At 59.1% G+C, this 17,992-nt stretch carries 15 protein-coding genes and 2 pseudogenes; 9 read left to right on the top strand and 8 right to left on the bottom strand.

What is annotated here, in order from left to right:
* Positions 1-33: 33 nt before the first annotated feature.
* The 3 genes from V1283_RS11950 to V1283_RS11940 all read right to left on the bottom strand — a co-directional run bounded on the left by V1283_RS11950 (position 34) and on the right by V1283_RS11940 (position 2,636).
* Complete coding sequence (locus V1283_RS11950) at positions 34-588, bottom strand: gamma-glutamylcyclotransferase family protein (RefSeq protein WP_334386689.1); 555 nt, start codon at positions 586-588, stop codon at positions 34-36.
* Between the two features lie 83 nt (positions 589-671).
* Positions 672-1,310 (bottom strand): flavin reductase family protein, encoded by a 639-nt coding sequence (locus V1283_RS11945; protein ID WP_442895732.1) that lies wholly within the window; start codon positions 1,308-1,310, stop codon positions 672-674.
* Between the two features lie 147 nt (positions 1,311-1,457).
* Positions 1,458-2,636: an ABC transporter substrate-binding protein gene (locus V1283_RS11940; RefSeq protein WP_334393034.1), complete on the bottom strand. Its 1,179-nt coding sequence runs from the start codon at positions 2,634-2,636 to the stop codon at positions 1,458-1,460.
* A 779-nt stretch (positions 2,637-3,415) separates the two neighbouring features.
* Here V1283_RS11940 and V1283_RS11935 point away from each other — a divergent pair.
* Positions 3,416-4,295 (top strand): annotated as a pseudogene (locus V1283_RS11935) (alpha/beta hydrolase).
* Position 4,296: 1 nt separating this feature from the next.
* Here the strand turns inward: V1283_RS11935 and V1283_RS11930 are convergent.
* The 4 genes from V1283_RS11930 to V1283_RS11915 all read right to left on the bottom strand — a co-directional run bounded on the left by V1283_RS11930 (position 4,297) and on the right by V1283_RS11915 (position 8,737).
* Positions 4,297-5,271: an alpha/beta hydrolase gene (locus V1283_RS11930; protein WP_442895731.1), complete on the bottom strand. Its 975-nt coding sequence runs from the start codon at positions 5,269-5,271 to the stop codon at positions 4,297-4,299.
* A 408-nt stretch (positions 5,272-5,679) separates the two neighbouring features.
* Positions 5,680-6,636: a LysR family transcriptional regulator gene (locus tag V1283_RS11925; RefSeq protein WP_334386686.1), complete on the bottom strand. Its 957-nt coding sequence runs from the start codon at positions 6,634-6,636 to the stop codon at positions 5,680-5,682.
* A 168-nt stretch (positions 6,637-6,804) separates the two neighbouring features.
* On the bottom strand, positions 6,805-7,560 hold the full coding sequence (locus V1283_RS11920) for an MBL fold metallo-hydrolase (RefSeq protein WP_334386685.1): 756 nt from the start codon (positions 7,558-7,560) through the stop codon (positions 6,805-6,807).
* Between the two features lie 247 nt (positions 7,561-7,807).
* On the bottom strand, positions 7,808-8,737 hold the full coding sequence (locus tag V1283_RS11915; protein WP_334386684.1) for a D-2-hydroxyacid dehydrogenase family protein: 930 nt from the start codon (positions 8,735-8,737) through the stop codon (positions 7,808-7,810).
* Positions 8,738-9,492: 755 nt separating this feature from the next.
* Between V1283_RS11915 and V1283_RS11910 the strand changes: the two genes are divergently transcribed.
* A complete protein-coding gene (locus V1283_RS11910) occupies positions 9,493-10,512 on the top strand; it encodes an NADP-dependent oxidoreductase (RefSeq protein WP_334386683.1) in 1,020 nt (339 codons plus the stop codon).
* Positions 10,485-11,247: pseudogene (locus V1283_RS11905) on the top strand (LysR substrate-binding domain-containing protein); the annotation flags it as partial. The gene V1283_RS11910 and the pseudogene V1283_RS11905, both read left to right, overlap by 28 nt.
* Positions 11,248-11,419: 172 nt before the next feature.
* Here V1283_RS11905 and V1283_RS11900 read toward each other — a convergent pair.
* Entirely contained in the window at positions 11,420-12,325 is a 906-nt protein-coding gene (locus V1283_RS11900; RefSeq protein WP_334386682.1) for a LysR family transcriptional regulator, read from the bottom strand.
* 236 nt (positions 12,326-12,561) lie between these two features.
* On the opposite strand from V1283_RS11900, the gene V1283_RS11895 reads away from it, so the two are divergent.
* The 6 genes from V1283_RS11895 to V1283_RS11870 all read left to right on the top strand — a co-directional run bounded on the left by V1283_RS11895 (position 12,562) and on the right by V1283_RS11870 (position 17,961).
* A complete protein-coding gene (locus tag V1283_RS11895) occupies positions 12,562-13,497 on the top strand; it encodes a hypothetical protein (RefSeq protein WP_334386681.1) in 936 nt (311 codons plus the stop codon).
* 81 nt (positions 13,498-13,578) lie between these two features.
* Positions 13,579-14,307 carry an SDR family NAD(P)-dependent oxidoreductase gene (locus V1283_RS11890; RefSeq protein WP_334386680.1) on the top strand — a complete coding sequence of 243 codons (729 nt, stop codon included), beginning with the start codon at positions 13,579-13,581 and terminating at the stop codon, positions 14,305-14,307.
* A 67-nt stretch (positions 14,308-14,374) separates the two neighbouring features.
* Positions 14,375-15,016 carry a glutathione S-transferase family protein gene (locus V1283_RS11885; RefSeq protein ID WP_334386679.1) on the top strand — a complete coding sequence of 214 codons (642 nt, stop codon included), beginning with the start codon at positions 14,375-14,377 and terminating at the stop codon, positions 15,014-15,016.
* 89 nt (positions 15,017-15,105) lie between these two features.
* The gene (locus tag V1283_RS11880) at positions 15,106-15,399 is read left to right on the top strand and encodes a DUF1330 domain-containing protein (protein ID WP_334386678.1); all 294 of its coding nucleotides are present in this window, start codon (positions 15,106-15,108) and stop codon (positions 15,397-15,399) included.
* Positions 15,400-15,463: 64 nt separating this feature from the next.
* Positions 15,464-16,504 carry a zinc-dependent alcohol dehydrogenase family protein gene (locus tag V1283_RS11875; RefSeq protein ID WP_334386677.1) on the top strand — a complete coding sequence of 347 codons (1,041 nt, stop codon included), beginning with the start codon at positions 15,464-15,466 and terminating at the stop codon, positions 16,502-16,504.
* The gene (locus V1283_RS11870; RefSeq protein ID WP_334386676.1) at positions 16,501-17,961 is read left to right on the top strand and encodes an MFS transporter; all 1,461 of its coding nucleotides are present in this window, start codon (positions 16,501-16,503) and stop codon (positions 17,959-17,961) included. The genes V1283_RS11875 and V1283_RS11870 overlap by 4 nt, the downstream gene beginning before the upstream one ends.
* Positions 17,962-17,992 lie beyond the last annotated feature (31 nt).

Genomic DNA, 17,992 nt, shown 5'->3' with positions numbered 1-17,992 from the left:
GCTCCACGGTGCCGCGGCCGACGCGGGGGAAGATCATTTGGCGTGGACCACGTTGTCCAACATCTGGAGCCACGAGCTGGGAAGCCCGTGGGCTCGCGCGCCATCACGGAGCATAGTGATGTATCGAAGCGATGGGCGGCCGTCCGTTTCTTTACCTTTTGCGACGTACGTCATGGCGCTGACGGTCTGGCCATCGACATCATGCATCTCAAGCCAGGTGCGGCTATAAGCCCTGCCCGGCACTCCCTCGGTAAGGTCTAGTCGAAGCATCTGTCGGTGCGTGATTTTGTAGAGCACACCCCAAACCTCCGAATCCGGATCCGGGCAGATGTTGGCCGGCGCGGCTTTGCCCTTGGGTATTCCGTCCAGATTGAATCGCAGACGATAACCCTTTAATCGCCCGGCTCGCCATTCGCTCGGTCTCATACGACGACGTTTGAGGAAGGCGTCGTCATGCATGTTTGATCCGTACGCGAAATACCAGACCGCGTCAGCACTTCGGCCGATGAGCCGCAGTCCATGCGAGCGATAGTACCATTTGGATAATATCCAAGAGCGAGCTATCGCCCGCCGCCAGTAAACTCTCATTCTCATGACTGAACCGATAGCGTCACCTCCTCGGTCGCATGGATTTGCGCGATGTCGTGCATCTTCTCGTGCCGACAGAGGGATCAAGAACCATGAAATGCCGGCTTGCTGGTTCCTGGGAGACGCTCCATCTCGAACATTCGGTCCTGCGTGACCTCGAGATAATCGCCGCCGCGCCCGGCGCGCAGAATCGGATTTGCGAGCGCTGTCTGATAGACACCATCCTTGATCAAAGACATATCAATGTAGACGGCGACAACTTCACCAAGAACAAGCCATCCCTCTACTTTCTCGCCCCTCCAGTTCTTGAACTGAACGATTTCCGTTACCTTGCACTCCATCGCCGCGCGACTTTCGAGCACCCGCGGAACGTCAACGTGCTTACTGGGCGCGGCCGTCAAGCCGGCCAACTGAAACTCGTCCACATCGTGCGCAACGGGGAGCGAGGTCCGGTTCATCTGCTCAGCCAACTCTTTGGTCGCCAGGTTCCAGACAAACTCCCCGGTCTCGGAGACGTTTTTGACGCTGTCCTTCCAGGAGATTGACGCAAAGCCCAAGATAGGCGGATCATAACTGAAGGCGTTGAAAAAGCTGTATGGAGCCAGATTGAGCTGACCGTTTGCATCGCGCGAAGAAATCCAACCAATCGGGCGCGGTGCGATAATCGCGTTGAACGGATTGTACCTTAATCCGTGCCCCTGCGAAGGCTCGTAATAATGCATGTCGCGGTGGTTCACCTTCGAATGCCCCTCTTTTCGTCTGCGATGACGTCATCGCAGCGATGGCTCATGCGCTGCGTTCGTTCCAAATCGCATTTTGCAGTATTGCAACCCGCACCAAACGATTCATCAGCCTGCACGTTTGCGAATTTAGCCTCCGACTTCGCCATCGATAACGGGCCCGAACAACTCCCAACTTTCTCCCTTGAAACGCATCATCTGGAGCTGTTCGATCGGATAAAAGTCGGTGGCGCTAGTGTTGATCTTGATACCGGGCAGCAAGCCTGCCGGCTCGAAGTCCTTCAACTTCGCCGCTTGTTTCATCACGTTCGCGCGGGTAAGATCGTCGCCGCACTGCTGCAGCACTCGGACCATCGTTTCCGCAAGCGCATATCCGGACAACACCAAAGAGTCGGCCTTGTTGCCTTCAGGGAACCACTTGTCCATGAACGCGACAAACTCCTTTACGTCGGGATCGTCTTTCCAGAGTGGATCAACCCCATCTTTGGTGTATTGCGCGGAGATGATGCCCTGCGCGTTTTCGAAGCCTGCCGGCTTGATGACGCTAGCTACGGAAGCGCTGACGTTGACAACAATCTGCTGCGGCTTCCAGCCGAGCTCCGCGATCTTCTTGATCGCCTGTGCCGCGAATTTCGGCGTTGAAAAATTGAGGAAAACATCAGCACCGGTGGCCTTCAGCTTGACGATGTGGCCGTCGATTGTTGGCTCGGATACTTCATAGGCATCCTCGGCGACAATCATTGAGGCCGCCTTCGCGCCGAGACCGTCCTTGAGACCCTTCAGAATATCCTTCCCAAAGTCGTCGTTCTGATAAAGCACGGCAATCCTAGCGTCAGGCTTCTCCTTCATAAGGAATTTGGCGTAGATTCGCCCTTCGCTCTGATAACTGGGCTGCCAACCCATCGTCCAAGGGAATTCCTTCGGGTCGCCCCACTTTGTCGCGCCGGTGGCGACGAACAGCTGCGGTACCTTCTTCGCATTCAGGTATTTGTGAACCGCGGAATTGCTAGGCGTCCCCAGCGAACTGAAGACCAGAAGAACTTCGTCGCTTTCGACCACCCTGCGGACTTGCTCTACCGTCTTTGGAGGGCTGTACGCGTCGTCATAGGAAATGAAGGTGATCTTGCGACCGTTGATGCCACCCTCGGCATTGATTTTCTTGAAATATGCCTCTTCAGTCCTGCCCACTACGCCGTATGCGGATGCTGGACCGCTGTACGGCATGGTGTTGCCGATCTTGATCTCTGTGTCTGTTGCACCGGTATCGAATTGTTTCTGGGCAGCAGCGTTGCCGTTGGCCAGAGGCATCGCGACGATTGCAATCGCTATGGCGCGTGTAAGTTTTGTTGACAACATTTCGCCTCCCCTGGATTTTTTAATCTTGCTGTAGATGGACTCCAAACAGTGCCTTGCCAGCGCGATCACGTACCTGGACGATGACGGGGAACGGCGGCGCAACGAATGCCGCGTGCCTAGAGATCTTTTGCAATGCCCTCGGTTATATGGGCACAAATGATCGAGGCCGCCTCCACCGTCGATCCCATCACCCCCCATGCCGCCGCGGGACCACCATGCCGAGGGGCGGAGAGATCGCCAGCAAATGAAAGCAGCTAGCCCCCCATTGTTTATCGTTCGCGTCGATCACCGCAGAGGCTAGACTATCGATGTCACAGCTAGAATGTCATTTGTGCCACCTTTTCGGACGTCGAGTCGTTTTGGCGGCGGTTATTAATCGCGCGCGATGGCATCTCGGGGACGAAATAGATCCACCGTGGTCAGTTCTTCGCCCCACCTATATAGGCGCCGAGGTTGAGCTCGATTTCGACGACCCCCTTTCCGGCAAGCCGGCGCCCTAGGGTTAGCGTGCGCGCCTTGAAATGGTGGCGAACGGCAACTCCCTCAGATATTTTCCAAATCCTTGGGCCGCGAACCTGTGCGCCACCACGTGGCTGGGACAGGTGATCCGCGCAAGCAGCCGTCGGGCGCGATGGAGACCGCGATACTCCAGCGCTTCTACAGGGATCTCCCGTCTCCGCGCACGACTGAACTCGACCTCTACGAAACGCACGACCTCACTGGAATCGACCATGAATCAGCATAACGATCTTTTCCCCGGCTTTGACTCTCGCTCGATCGAAACCAGCGCGGGACGCATCTTCGCGCGCACCGGCGGCAATGGCCCGCCGCTCCTACTGCTACACGGTTATCCGCAGACCCATGTCATGTGGCACCGCATCGCAGCCGCACTTGCTGAACGCTTCACATTGGTTATTCCTGATCTTCCCGGTTACGGGTCTTCCGATATACCGGCGACTGACGCGGAACATACGCCTTACACAAAGCGCGCAATGGCCCGAGTCATGGTCGAGGTCATGGAGAAACAGGGCTACAACCGTTTTGCGCTAGTAGGCCATGACCGCGGGGGGCGCGTCGGATATCGCCTCGCGCTGGACCAGCCGGAGCGACTCTCACGGCTGGCGGTACTCGATATACTTCCGACCTATGACTATTGGGCGCAACTCAACCGGCAATCGGCGCTGCGCATCTTTCACTGGACGTTTCTCGCTCAACCCTACCCTGTCACAGAAACTCTGATATCCAAGAGCTCGGACGTTTTCTTTGGACCTGCCTTCGCGAAAAGCTTCGATTCCCGGGCGGTGCATCATTATCTCCACGCACTACGAGATCCTGCCCGCGTTCACGCGATCTGCGAAGACTATCGCGCGGGCGCCTTTGCCGATTTCGAACACGACAAGGCTGATCGCGAGGCCGGACGGACAATTGCTTGCCCGCTATTCGTGGCGTGGGGAAGTCTAGGCATCGCTTCGGCTGCTGCAAGCCCGCTTGAAACCTGGAAGGTCTGGGCCACGGACGTAAGCGGCTCGGCGGTGCAAGCCGGTCACTTTGCTATGTGAGCAAAATCCGGTACAGACCCTTTTTGCTCTCATGCCTTTTCTCACCCAATAAGTCAGCCAAGCGCTCGCGCTCCACCGACTGCAAGGTGACGGAGGAACCACTCCGTGGCCTCCGCGCTGACATGCGGGAAGTGCTCAGAATATGGAGAGAAATGATCACCGGGAATCATCAGCAACTTCTTCGGTTCCCTCGCGCGGCTAAGCGCGTCGAGCGAAAGCTCCGGCGGCACCAATTCGTCGCCCAGCGCGACAATCATCAGCAGCGGGGTCGGCGATATCCAGGGAGTATAGCTGGCGTTGTCAATGCCCCACCATAGATCGACCGACCGTAGAGTCACCTCGTTACGCCAGCGTGACGCAAAACGTCCCTGTTCCATGAAGTACCTATATGCAGCGTCGCCCGGCATAATGCACAGGTCCGTCGTCACATCCGAAACCGCCTTTATCGTGGCCGGCTCTCCTCCATGAAAGCGTCGTTCGCGATCCTGATCGAGCATCTTGAGAAATGCTGGTCGATGGTCGGGCCGCACCGCGCGTCGGAATGCTTCAAATCCACTAATCGCGGGAATTTGTGAGACAACACATTTTACCCGCCTATCATGCGCGGCCACCTCAAGAACATGACCGCCGGAATAGCTGGTGCCGAAAACACCGATCCGAGACGCGTCGATGTCGTTACGGAGAGCCAGGTATGTAATTGCGTCCCGATAGCCCCGACGTTGCAGCATGGGATCCGCTTCCTGACGCGGTTGGCCATCGGACTCGCCAAAATTGATGTTATCGTATGCCAGCACGGCCATCGCGGCCGACGCGAAACGGTCGGCAAACTTCATGATCGAGCCTTCTTTCACACCCGACATCCCGGGTGCAATCGCAATAGCAGCGGTCGGCTCTGGCACTCTGGGACGAAGAAGCACTCCACACAATGTTACGCCGCATGATGGGAAAGCAACTCTTTCCAGATCATACGAAAGTTCATTGGGTTCTCGCGATGGGTTACCCTCACTGAGGACGCTCGCGCTACTCATATTCAATCTCCACGTTGATGGCGCTACCTGCCAAGAGGCTTCGTGAGAGCCAGCGAAGCGCTTCCTGATTGACGAAAATGGAAAGTAAGCCTTTGGTATGACTCCCGGTGAGGCGCTGAACCCTACGCGCCGGAATATGCGCCGCTGCGACATCACGAGGGTGCACGGCGCCTACAACTCTTGATAACCACTCCATAGCAGAGTTGTCCGATGCTAGCCTGCGGCCCGCTTCCTAATATCTGTAGAACCCCGCAACATACGAAAAGCCCACTCTATAAAACGCCTTGGCCGCGGCGGCACCGACCCCACCAACGTCAACGTATGCTTAGCGAAGGCGGATTGCCTTGGCAGCAGCCCGAACTAATTCAGAGTGCCAGAGCAGGCCCACCGATGGGCACGTTGTGGTGCCTACCGAGGCGCCGCGTCTTGATCCAGCCTGCCATTGAGCCAGTATTTCGAGGCCCTAAGCTCTCGCTCAAGAAACTGCCTGACTTGCCTAGTCTGCTTGCGCATATCGCTCTCTTTTCGTCGTAAGAGCCAAACGTCGAGTGCAGCCACTTCGCCCGGCAGGACGCGCAACAGTCCTTCCGCTTCGGCAAATGGAATGGCCAACAGCGCCAGCCCGAGTCCCAAGGAAGTTGCCGCAAACTGTCCGGCAACTTGGGAGACCTTAACTCCACGACCTAATGCTTCGGCGGCAAGAAACTGAGATATCAAGCCCGGTCCGCCTTCTGTTTCACGGCGCGGACTTGAGATGTCGGGTGTCTGTCCGATCAGGCAATGATTAGGCAGATCACTTAGTGACTGCGGTGCCGGTCGTGACTTTAAATAGTCCTGAGACGCATAGATCCCAAACGCGACCTGTCCTAGTCTCTTCCCTACCAGCTCATCGTCGCCCGTCCGCCCAATTCGGATCACAAAATCAAGGTCACCGGAGGCGAGGCTGTGCTGATGAGCCGTGGAGTATATCTCGAACTGAACGTTATCTCCTATTTCCCGAAGCCGCTTTAGGCGGGGCAGCAACCAATGCTTGGTCATGCCCTCGGACGCCGAGACCCTTACGATCGACGATCTCATCCCAATCTGCCGGCGCACCTCTTTCTGGAACGCCTCGAAGGCACCTATCATGTTGGCGGTTGACCGCCGAAGCGCCTCCCCCTCCTGGGTGAGCGCCACGCCGGCCGGAGTACGAAACAAGAGAGGCGCGCCGACATCGCGTTCGAGCTCAGTGAGGCGACGGCTGAGCGTAGGCTGGCTGATGCCGAGTTGGCGCGCCGCCCGATTCATGCTCCCCAGGCGCGCAACAACGAAAAAGAGACGAAAGAGGTCCCAGTTTGTGCACTCCGCAAGACTCATTGCCGCCATACCAGCGTGCTTCCCCTGTGCAACAATCTCACCAAGGGTCCCCTAGCTGGCCTCGCGATTGGTCAGACGTCCTGTCGACTGCACGGACGCGGACAACGTCATAAGCTTCCCCACTTCACAGCGCCCACATTGCTCTTGCCTCGCCTCATCAATCGATCCCCGCTTTTTTCACACGGCGCTCTTCGCCTTGCGAGCGCTGGCCCACAGTGATCCGGGATTGATCCTGTCGGGATACAACTCGAGCATGCGTTCGTAGAGCTCAAGTGCTGAACTTGTCGCTTGGTTCAGGGAAACGAAGGTCTTAATGTAGTCTCGGGTTTTATCAATATGTGAAGGATTGCTATCCTGATCGGGCGGGCCGTGTCCGGCGACAACCGCCTTGGGGTTCAGCGCTTCGATCTTATCCAACGCGGCGAGCCATTCCTGGTACCCCGTCGTATCTGTTTCGGCGAGATATGGGTGAGTTTCATTGTAGACGGCATCGCCTGAAATCACGAGATCGATCGATGGTATATGGAGCGCGGTCGTATCGTCAGTGTCAGTATGACCCGTGTCGATTACCCGACAATCGTGGCCCTCCAGAGTGAAGTTGTCCGCATCAATCTCATCGGCCACGATCAGACGCTCCGGAATCTGATTTGGCCATCGCTGGCGCCAATTGGTCAGGACTTCTGGCTCGATGGCGCGGCGCATTGCTCTTACGACGTTCGGGCGGGCCACCAGTCGCGCTTCCGGAAATCGTTCCTTTAGAATCATCAAACCATAGAAATGGTCCGGGTGCCCGTGCGTGATATAAATCCGCGCTGAGCGCTTGCCCTTGGCTGCAATCCAATTGGCAAGCTCCTCGTTGTGCGCCCGGCTGAGGAACGTGTCCACCAACAGCAATTCGTTCTTTCCCGTAATTAGGGTGACTGCGTTTGTCACCCACGCGAGCGACTCCTTACCGGGGGGCACGCCTTGCGTTGCGCTTCCGCGCTTCTTGATAAGTAACTCCCATGAGCTGGGCGTCTCCTCGCTCGCCAACTGACATCTAACGGCTCCCAGACCATTTGGTCATCAGACACTCTTGGCTCCCATTCTAGGGGCGGCCACCGACGCGCAAGGTCAGCGGGAATACCCAGGGCGGGAGCTCGGTACGGCAAGATTGCGGACTTTCAATAGCCCCACTCATCTATCGCGTATCCAACCAATCACCGATGTTCTTGACCGTATCGCCATAGAATGTTCGATACAGATCCTTGGCCACGTAGGCCACATGCGGCGTCGCCAACACGTTGTTCAACCCTCTGAATGGATGACTTGCTGGTAAGGGTTCCTGTTCGAAGACATCAAGCACGGCACCAGCGATTTTGCGCCGCTTGAGAACGTCGATTAGCGCACTCTCGTCGACGATCGGGCCTCGGGATGTGTTAATCAATCTCGCCGTCGGCTTCATCAGGCTCAACTCCCGAGCGCCTACAAGTCCTCTGGTTCGGTCGCTGAGCACAAGATGAATGGTGAGCAGATCGGATTGTTCGAACAACGCGTCTTTTGAGACGAGTTTTGCGCCGACCGCTTCCGCGGCCTGAGCCGTCATGTTTTGACTCCAAGCGATCAGCTTCATTCCAAAAGCCGCACCGATCCGAGCCACGGCGCCCCCCACGCGCCCGAGACCCATGACCCCCAACGTCTTTCCTTCGAGCTCCTCTCCGACCCCGACTTGCCAGCCTCCACTCCGCACCGAATTGCTCTCGGTAACAATATTCCTGACACTCGCGAGGATGAGCGCCCAAGTCATCTCAATCGTGGGAGTCGATCGGTAGCCCGTCCCCACAACCTTGATGCCTCGTTCTTCGGCGGCGTTAACGTCTATCGCAGCATTTCCAGGAGCGGTTGAAGCGACGAGCTTTAGCTTTGGTAACCGTGCGATCAGCTCGCGCCGAATTGGAGTTCTCTCGCGCATGACGCAAATGACGTCGAACGGCTCCAACCTGCGTACCAAGGCCTCGAAGTCGGATAGGTGGTCGTTGAAAACCGTGATCTCCACCCGCCCCTTGAGATCCGTCCAGTCCGCCATCTCGAGAGCAACGCTTTGATAGTCATCCAGAATGGCAATTTTCATATCGAACCTCAAGAGGGCAGCTTTTGAGTACGTGCGACTTGGCCAACACCATACGAACGACACCAGACGACGGGTCTGGTCGGTGGCGCCGTAGCGACCACAAATCCGATCACCATGTCATTCCTTCGAGCGTTGATGGATCAATTGCGATTTTAGACTCGCCAGTGAGGCTTGGCGCGGGTGCGAAACCGCCCGTCGATTGATCATCGTCACACGCTGTGTCTCGTTGAACGGATATAGGAGGCGCCGCACCACGCACGCCCGACGATACGAGGCTCGACCGTGTATCGGAATGCCGTTTTTGCCACCTTTCCAGACATCGCCCAATGCTGGATAACGCGTCGGTTCACGGGCCGGGACACGGTTGCTGAGCCATTCATCAATCGCGAGTAGGCCATTTCTTCGATACCGAACGCTTTCTCGTCGTTCAGGCGCTGATCGTACCGACGAATGACTTCGTAAAGCGCTGAGACCGCGAAGGGCGGCACCACTTCTCATAACGCGCAGGCTTTCGCTAGGGCCAAGCAACTCGGACGCGCTCGCATTCGCTTATTGAAGAAGCGTTCTTCACATTTGTCGAACCGGATCACGGCGCAATGGGTTTAATAACTCCGCGCCGCGGCGATGGATGCGCACACTCGACGGACGTCCCTTGGCATAGGGCACGCTGACCAGGCCGGGCGGGATATCGGCACCACGCGTAACGGGACTACTGTTAACGCAACTAATTTGGTACTCGCGAATACGGAGCTGACATGAAAGCGGCATTTCTGACTGGCTTCGGTGGCAATGAAGTCGTGAAGTACGGCGATTTACCGGAACCGGTGCGCGGCAACGACGCGGCTTTGGTCGAGGTTCACGCGGCAGGCGTGAACCCGGTCGAGGTGGTTATCCGGCAAGGATTGTTCGCGGCCCTTCCTACGAATTATCCGATTATCATGGGATTCGACATATCCGGGATCGTGCTCGAAGCCCCCGGCGGGTCGGAATTCAAGCCCGGCGACGAAGTGTATGGGCGGCTTCCTTCCGTCTACGGTGCGTACGCAGAGCGGATTGCGATACCCGCGAGGCTGCTAGCCCGCAAGCCAAAGACGGTTAGCCATCAGGAGGCCGCTAGCCTCCCGACCGTTGCGTTGACCACCTGGCAGAGTTTCTACGAGCGGGCTCACTTGAAAACAGGCGAGAGCCTGCTGATTCAGGCCGGCGCTGGAGGAATCGGCACCTTCGCAATCCAACTTGCCAAGCATATCGGCGCCAAAGTGACCGCAACGGCTAGCGCGGCAAATCAAGATTTTCTTAGATCCCTCGGCGTCGACACGGCGGTAGATTATGTAGCTCAACGATTTGAAGACAGCGGCCCGTTCGATGTCGTATATGATGGGGTCTGCGGTGACCTGATCGTTCCGTCGATCAAAAGCATTCGGCCGGGTGGCCGCTACGTTGGATTAAGGCGCGTTTCCGATGAGCGCGCATGGCTCGAGTTCGGCGAACCAGCCGACGTTGCCGCAAAGATTGCCCAGCACAACCTACCCTTTCGCACGCTAGCGACCGAGCGCGGCGTCGAATTTCACGGTCCGCTCACCCGCTCCGACGGCGGCCAACTTGCAGAGATCGCTGCCTTGGTCGACGCCGGAACGATCAAGCCCATCGTCACACAAGTCTTCAACCTCTCCGATCTACCGAGCGCTTACGATATTTTGGCCCGCGGCCGAACAAGGGGCAAGTTAGTTATCGCCGTGAAACAACAGTACTCACGCGCACCACCCGCAGTGTGATGCCGACACCTGCGGGCGAGCAGCTCTTGAGCACGCTTCGCCCCGCTCTGGACGAGATCGAGGCTCAGCTCAATGCGCTCAGCGAGCTGCGCGAATTGCCCGCGGGATCGCTCCGGCTCACGGCCGGCCGGCATGCCGCTGAGACCGTGTTGTGGCCTGCCCTGCTTCGGCTGAATACGCTATCCCGACATCAAGGTTGAGGTGTCGATCGAACCCGCTCTCACAGACATCGTCATCGAACAGTACGATGCCTGCGTCCGGCTAGGGGAGCAAATCGCCCGGGATATGATCGCCCTGCGCATCGGCCCTGATCTACGGAGGGTGGTCGTCGGATGCCCGGCCTACCTCGCTGAACACGGCGTCCCGGTCGAACTGCAGGACCTCACGCATCACCGCTGCTGCAACATCCGCCTGCCGACTTCCGGCGGCCTCTATGCCTGGGAGTTCGAGCGCGACGGACGCAGCGTCAACGTCAAAGTCGATGGCCCCTTCGTCCTGAATGACATGCGCCTGCTCATCGACGCCGCCCTTCATGGTGCGGGGTTGGCGATCGTGATGGAAGACATGGTGGCGCCGTTCATCGCCGATGGACGCCTGGTCCGGGTATTGGCAGACTGGAGCCCACCGTTCTCCGGCTACCATCTCTATTACCCAAATCGGCGCCACCCCTCCCCGGCGTTCGCCGCGCTTCTGAAGGAACTACGGGCCAACTCTCACTGTAAGCGCGGTGAATGACTCCATCCACATCTCGCCCGGCGCCGTTCATAGGTGCTACTCGCCCGCTGTGACGTCCGGACCAGAACAGGCGCCTCTTTCTGAACCTTTTCCTTCGGCCGAACGCCGGCTCAAAGCGACGCCACGCTGCACTCAATTCCTGCGCTTGGTTGAGAAACCAGTTCAGTGACGATCAATGCTCTGCAGTATCGACCAACCCGGCCGCGACATCGCGCGCGCATTCTTCGAGGTCCAGTATCACACGCCGACGATCGGCTCGACGCCTCACGAGAGCGGTGCCGACGGGAGCAACGCCGATCTCGATAAATTTGATGCGGGGGTTGGAATAATAGAGCTCCGCTCGCGCTCCCACGATGACGACGGCCTCGCCGGATTCGACGGCCGCAAGAGATTCCCGGATCGTTGTGACGACCGGCCCTCGCGCGATTGGCCGTCCCGAAGGCGTGTGATCAGGGAAATGGATCGCTGCCCAGGCGCCCAGATGATGATTGTCGGGCAATGTCGGTATGGTCTCGAGCGCGAGTTCCTCAGGATCGATCCAGTCTCGGTTTGAGAGCCTGTGATCGGCCGGCACCACCAGCTTCTTCTTCTCCTCAAGCACCACCGTGCATTGCACCAGGCCGTCATGCGAGAGCGGAAGTCTGCAGAACGCAGCGTCTACCTTTCCCACTGCAATCGCCTCAAACTGGTCGAGCAGTGAAAGCTCCACCCACTCGACATCGATATGGAACTTGCTCCTGAGATGCCTGACGAATGGCAACGTCAGTTCATAGAGTCCGCCACCGAGAAAGCCGATCCTTAACCGGTTTGGCTGACCAAGCACGGTCTTCCTGCAATCGTCCAGCGTAGCATGCAGCACCAGGGCGGCGGGTTCGACGCCGAGACGAAACTTCTCGCCAAGGGACGTCAGCTGGACGCGCCTGCTCGTTCGGACGAGCAGTGGTCCGCCGACTTCCTGCTCCAGGGAGCGTATCGCTTCGGAGACGGAGGATTGGGCGAGAGAGAGTCTCTTCGCCGCCCTTCCGAAATGGAGGTCCTTCGCGACCGCCAGGAAGCAGTCGATCTGCCGCAGTTCCACGCCTATCCTCGTGTCACCGATTGATCGGATGGGTCGATTGAACGCGAGCCTACGCTCCGGCTATGTGGCCGGCAACTTGGTTGACGCCGCGGCACTGCAACCCTGTTCAGCATCTTGGGCAGCTCTAGTCAGGGCCGATCGATCGGCATGGCCGATCGAATGCGCGGCAATTCGCCCTTGTTGGGAAGGCCCCCAAAGAAAACATCTCGGAGCGCCACCGCCGGAAGGAAGCTTCGATGAACCAGCACAGCCACCCCGACGCACCGACGCAGTTCGTGGATACTGCCAATTTTGCAGCGCGCGACGAGAACATCCGCTGCCTTTCCTACGGCATCCTCCGCAAGCTTGCCGGGCTTCCGCGAGATCTGTTCGCAGACTATTGGCGCGATGTCCTCGGGCCGCTCTGCGCCCGACTTCCCGGTATCAGCTATTATGTGCAGCACCACTTTTCACCGGACCACGGGGCCAATCTCTGGCCTCTGCCGGACGGCGTTCGCCGCATGGACGTCGTGCTCGACGGCGCCGCGGAAATCGGTTTCGCCGACATCGACGGCCTGAACCGCTACGCCGAAGCAAGCCCGGTGTTGTTCGCAGACGTGTTCCATCTGTTCGAGCACATCGTCGCTTACAATCTGCCGCGGGGCTCACATACGCTGGTTGATCGCGAACCCGACGGCAGTCCAAACGGGCCCGACCGGCTCTACCGCCTACATCTGCATCTGAACGGCGGGTCCGGCGAGGGATTCCGGCCCTGGTTGTCGGAATGGGCGCGACATCTGGCATCCGCACCGGCGGTGCGGAAGTTGCGTCTGCATCTGCCGGAACCGTACGACAACGCGCGCCCGTCGCCGCCATCTCCCCACGGCGATCATCGGGTCAGCGACGAACGCAAGGACATCGGCGTCATCGAGATCGGCTTCGCAAGCGCGCTCACGGCACGAGAGTTCTGCGAAAGCGAGACCTATCGCGCAACCATCGAGGACCAGCGCAGGTATCTCCAGTCGGTCGGCGCATTCCTGGTGAGCGGTGTCTACACCTATGTCCGCGATGGCGCGATCACCACGGCGGGTTTGAGAGGCAGCCGGACCGCGGAGCTCATCGAGCGAATCGGTGCCGTCAACCAGATGCGGGATGAGGTCACACGGCGCTTCGTGCAGGGCCGGCAGGGGTGACGCTGCCCGGCCTGAGGTCTCCATGACCCGGGGACAGAGCATTCGACAACAACACAACGAGACGCGGAGAGACAACGAACCATGGGTAAATTGCAAGGGAAAGTGGCTGTCATTACTGGCGGTACCCAGGGTATCGGCGTCGCCACGGCAAAGCTCTTCGCCAGTGAAGATGCTCACGTCTTCATTACCGGCCGTCGCCAGAAGGAGCTTGAAGAAGCTGTAGCTGCCATCGGCGGTAACGTCACGGGGGTTCAGGGTGACGTCGCGAAGCTCGCCGACCTCGATCGTCTCTACGAGAGCGTCAAGGCGAAGGGCCGCATCGATATCCTCTTCGCCAATGTCGGACTTGGTGGATTCGTCCCGTTGGGAAGCATCACCGAGGAGTACTACGACAAGACCTTCGACACGAACGTCAAGGGGCTGCTCTTCACGGTCCAGAAGGCGCTGCCGTTTCTGAACGATGGCGCCTCCATCATTTTGACCGGTTCAGCCGCGGCCGCCAAAGGCACCCCGAGCTTCGGCGTCTACGCCGCGAGCAAGGCGGCTATTCGCTCATTCGTGCGCACCTGGACCGCGGAGCTGAAGGACCGGCGCATCCGCGCCAACGTTCTCAGTCCCGGACCTGTCATCACTCCGCAAGTGGCGCTGCAGCCGTCTGAAGCCATCGCGCGTATCGTGTCGACCGTCCCCATGGGCCGCATGGCGGAGCCCGAGGAGATCGCCAAGGTCGCGCTGTTTCTGGGCTCGGACGACTCCAGCTTCGTCACCGGGATCGAACTGTTCGCCGATGGCGGCAGAGCCCAAGTCTGACGCGAGAACGAGAGACGTACACGACTGCTCACGGTGACTATCCCAGTCGAACACAAGGAGTCATGAGATGTCAGACAAGTTGAAGCTCTACCATTCCGTCAACTCGCCCAATTCGCGGCGTGTCCGAATTTTCCTGGCCGAGAAGGGGCTCAAGCCGACGCTGATTTCTGTCGATCTCGGCACAGGTGAGCAACACTCGGAAGCCTACAGGGCCATCAATCCCCGCCGCGTGGTACCGGCCCTGGTGCTCGAAGATGGCACCACCATCGCAGAGGCGCCGGCCATCATGCGGTATCTCGATGAAGCCTTTCCCGACACGCCCCTATTGGGCGCCACGTCTAAGGACAAGGGCCTGGTCGTGATGTGGGAGCGGTTCGCCGAGCTCGAAGGCTTTGCGCCGGTGATGGAAGGCGTGCGCAACAAGATGGAGAGGCTGAAGGGCCGCGCCATCGCCGGACCGCACAGCTACGGGCAAATTCCGGGGTTGGTCGACCGCAGCGTGCTGCGCGTGCAGAACTTTCTCGCTGATCTGAACGCACGGCTCGAACAGGTGCCCTTCGTCGCCGGCGAGCGGTTTTCGGCGGCAGACATCACTGCGCTGGTGACCATCGATTTCGCGAAGGCGCTCGACATATCGATTCCAGAGCGGCACCAAGCGCTGACGCGCTGGAAGGATGCGGTTTCGGCGCGGCCCAGCATGAGCGCATAACGCGGATGCTGCTCGAACCGCAATGCATCAACCATTGCTTCACGCCAAGCTATCCCGCGACCGATTGCGGCCGATACAGGAGTTGGACTATGCCCAAGGGGTATTTCGTTGTTGAAGTCGAGATCACCGATCCGGCCGCCTATGAGGCTTACCGCACGAGCGTTCCGGATATCACCTCGGCTCACGGCGGCAAAATTCTCGTGCGCGGAGGAGATCCGCAACCGCTGGATGGCGTCTTGCCTCATCGCCGCCGGGTTATCGTCGAGTTCAACAGCGCCGAGGCCGTGAAGACATTCTACTATTCCAACGCCTATCAGGCGGTACGGCCGATCCGGCTAAAAGCCAGTAAGGGCTTCGTGTACCTCATGACCGGAATGGACTAGGTCCTCCGCCGTTCCCGAACAGCATCTCGAAACGCCCCTCACAACCGGCCCTGCGCTGACCACCGTGGCGCTCGTGCCGAATCACACACCTGCAACCCGACTTGATGGAGGCTTCATGTCCCGTATGATCAAATTCGCACAGGCCGGAGGGCCAGAAGTCCTCGAATTCATTGAAATGGGAGTGCCGGCTCCCGGTCCACACGAAATTCGCATCAAGGTAAAGGCGATCGGCATCAACCGAGCCGACTCAATGTGGCGAAACGACAGATATGTCGAATCCCCGATATTCCCGGCCGGCCTGGGATATGATTGCGCCGGCGTTGTCGATGCCGTGGGCAAGGATGTGACCGATTTTGCCGTGGCCGACACAGTCAGCACGCTCCCGGCCTTCTCCCTCAACAAGTACTTCACCTACGGAGAGGTCATTCTCGCGCCCGACCACGCCGTCGTGAAGCATCCGGAATCGCTTTCGTTCGTCGAAGCAGCGTCGGTCTGGATGATGTTCATGACGGCCTACGGCGCGCTCGTCGTCGACGCTCGCGTGAAGGCGGGCGACTTGGTCATCATTCCCGCCGCTTCGAGCAGCGTCGGCCTGGCGGCGATTCAAATTGCCAACCATGCCGGCGCGATCCCCATCGCGCTGACCGGCACTTCGGACAAGAAAAAGCGGCTGCACGAGGCCGGCGCAGCCCATGTTGTTGCAACCCAAGAGCAAGACATGGTCGCCGAGGTGATGCGCATCACCAACGGCCGTGGCGCACGCGTCGCCTTCGATCCCGTGGGCGGCGCGGACTTGGCCAAGCTGATCGCCGCGCTGACCAATGAGGGTATCGTCTACATCTACGGCGCACTGAGCGAGGATGACACACCGATCCCCGTGCTGGAGATGATCCGCAAGATGACGATCGTCAAAGGGTACAGCATCCGGCTGGTCACCGGCGACGAGGCTCGCCGGAAGGCCGCGGTGGATTACGTCACCAAGGGTCTTGCGAGCGGCGCGCTCAAGCCGGTCATCGATCGCATATTCAAGTTCGACGATATGGTGGAAGTGCATCGCTATCTGGAGAACAGCGGCCAATTCGGCAAGATCGTCGTCACGCTTTGAGCGACCTCGAACCGAGCGCAGAGGTCGCCAACCCGGGCATCGACGCCCGCCGCCGGGTGGCGCTCGCCGTCGTGCTCTCGGGCATTTTTGTGACGGTCATGGACAATTCGATCGTCAACATTGCGATTCCGGCGATCAGAGGCTCGCTACACGCGAGCTTCGGCGAGGCCGAGCTCACGATAGCAGGCTACGCACTGGCTTTCTCCGCCGGCATGATCACCGGGGGACGGCTTGGCGACATCTACGGCCAGCGTCGTGTTTTCATGGCGGCTTTTGCAGCGTTCACGCTGACGTCGTTCGTCTGCGGGGTCGCGCCGAACATCGAGATTCTTATTGTCGGCAGGCTGCTGCAGGGCGCCTCCGCGGCGATGCTCTCACCCCAGGTCTTTGCGTTGGTGCGAATGTCGTTTGCCGATGGCGGCGAGCGTAGGGCAGCGTTCGGCGCGATGGGCGTGGCGATCGGCCTTGCCAACGTCGCCGGGCTTATCCTTGGGGGAGTCCTCGTCCAGGCTGACCTGTTCGGCCTTGGCTGGCGTATGATCTTTCTGATGAACCTCCCAATTGGGATATCGGCAATTCTCCTGACACCGCTTGTGCTGGCCGACGTGCGTTCCGGCGAGCACAAGCGGCTTGACCTTGCGGGTGTCGCGCTGAGCACACTCGCCATGTTGCTGCTGATGCTGCCGTTGGTCGAGGGCCCGGAGCGCGGCTGGGCCGGGTGGCCTGTCGCGATGCTGGTCGCGTCCCCGCTCGCTTTCGTGGGGTTCTACCTCCACCAACGCTGGAAGTCGCGGCACGGTCTCTCTCCGCTGCTTGAAACCGACCTGTTTGGCGACCGCGCGTTTAATGTCGGCGCGCTTCTGATCCTTATCTTTTGGGCATCTACGACACCCTTCAGCTTCTCCTACGTGTTGCTAATGCAAACGGGCTATGGGTACTCGCCGCTGGCCACAGCAGCGAGTCTGGCAATGCTCGGTGGAGCGTTCGGAATCGTTTCGCCGATTGCAAGTCGGCTTGTGTCGTTCGGGGTGCGCCGTATCATGATGGCAGGCGTCCTCGTGGACCTGGTCGGGATGCTTTTTGCGCTCGTCCTGTGCTGGACGATCGATCCGCTTCCAGCCGAATGGCTTCTTCCGTCCCTGCTGCTCGTTGGCATCGGCATGGGCCTTTTCATGACGCCCATACTGAACGCGGTGATGAGCGGTATCCACGACCGCCACGTCGGATCCGCATCCGGGGTCCTGACGACGATGCAGCGCGGCGGCAATGCATTGGGGGTAGCGGCACTGGAGGTTCCCTTCTTTCTGACGCTGTCTGGTGCCGGATCAAGAGGCCTCAGCCAGACGGCATCCTATGTCCAGGCGTTTGGCGCGGTCGCCCTTTGCAACGTGCTGATGCTACTCACAGTCGTCGGACTGCTTCTCCTCCTGCCCGACAGAAGCTCAGGTCCGTCCTAGTTCCGACGGGCACGCGAACGTTCGCGAGGTC

Source organism: Bradyrhizobium sp. AZCC 2262 (genome assembly GCF_036924535.1).
GTDB lineage: Bacteria > Pseudomonadota > Alphaproteobacteria > Rhizobiales > Xanthobacteraceae > Bradyrhizobium.
This window is presented reverse-complemented; position numbering and strand designations above follow the sequence as displayed.

Excerpts from the sequence above, each read along its gene's own strand:
- V1283_RS11950 (WP_334386689.1), bottom strand. The coding sequence starts at position 588 with ATGAGAGTTTACTGGCGGCGGGCGATAGCTCGCTCTTGGATATTATCC.
- V1283_RS11895 (WP_334386681.1), top strand. The coding sequence starts at position 12,562 with ATGAACCAGCACAGCCACCCCGACGCACCGACGCAGTTCGTGGATACT.
- V1283_RS11880 (WP_334386678.1), top strand. The coding sequence starts at position 15,106 with ATGCCCAAGGGGTATTTCGTTGTTGAAGTCGAGATCACCGATCCGGCC.
- V1283_RS11915 (WP_334386684.1), bottom strand. The coding sequence starts at position 8,737 with ATGAAAATTGCCATTCTGGATGACTATCAAAGCGTTGCTCTCGAGATG.
- V1283_RS11885 (WP_334386679.1), top strand. The coding sequence starts at position 14,375 with ATGTCAGACAAGTTGAAGCTCTACCATTCCGTCAACTCGCCCAATTCG.
- V1283_RS11945 (WP_442895732.1), bottom strand. The coding sequence starts at position 1,310 with ATGCATTATTACGAGCCTTCGCAGGGGCACGGATTAAGGTACAATCCG.
- V1283_RS11910 (WP_334386683.1), top strand. The coding sequence starts at position 9,493 with ATGAAAGCGGCATTTCTGACTGGCTTCGGTGGCAATGAAGTCGTGAAG.
- V1283_RS11890 (WP_334386680.1), top strand. The coding sequence starts at position 13,579 with ATGGGTAAATTGCAAGGGAAAGTGGCTGTCATTACTGGCGGTACCCAG.
- V1283_RS11930 (WP_442895731.1), bottom strand. The coding sequence starts at position 5,271 with ATGAGTAGCGCGAGCGTCCTCAGTGAGGGTAACCCATCGCGAGAACCC.
- V1283_RS11925 (WP_334386686.1), bottom strand. The coding sequence starts at position 6,636 with ATGGCGGCAATGAGTCTTGCGGAGTGCACAAACTGGGACCTCTTTCGT.
- V1283_RS11940 (WP_334393034.1), bottom strand. The coding sequence starts at position 2,636 with ATGCCTCTGGCCAACGGCAACGCTGCTGCCCAGAAACAATTCGATACC.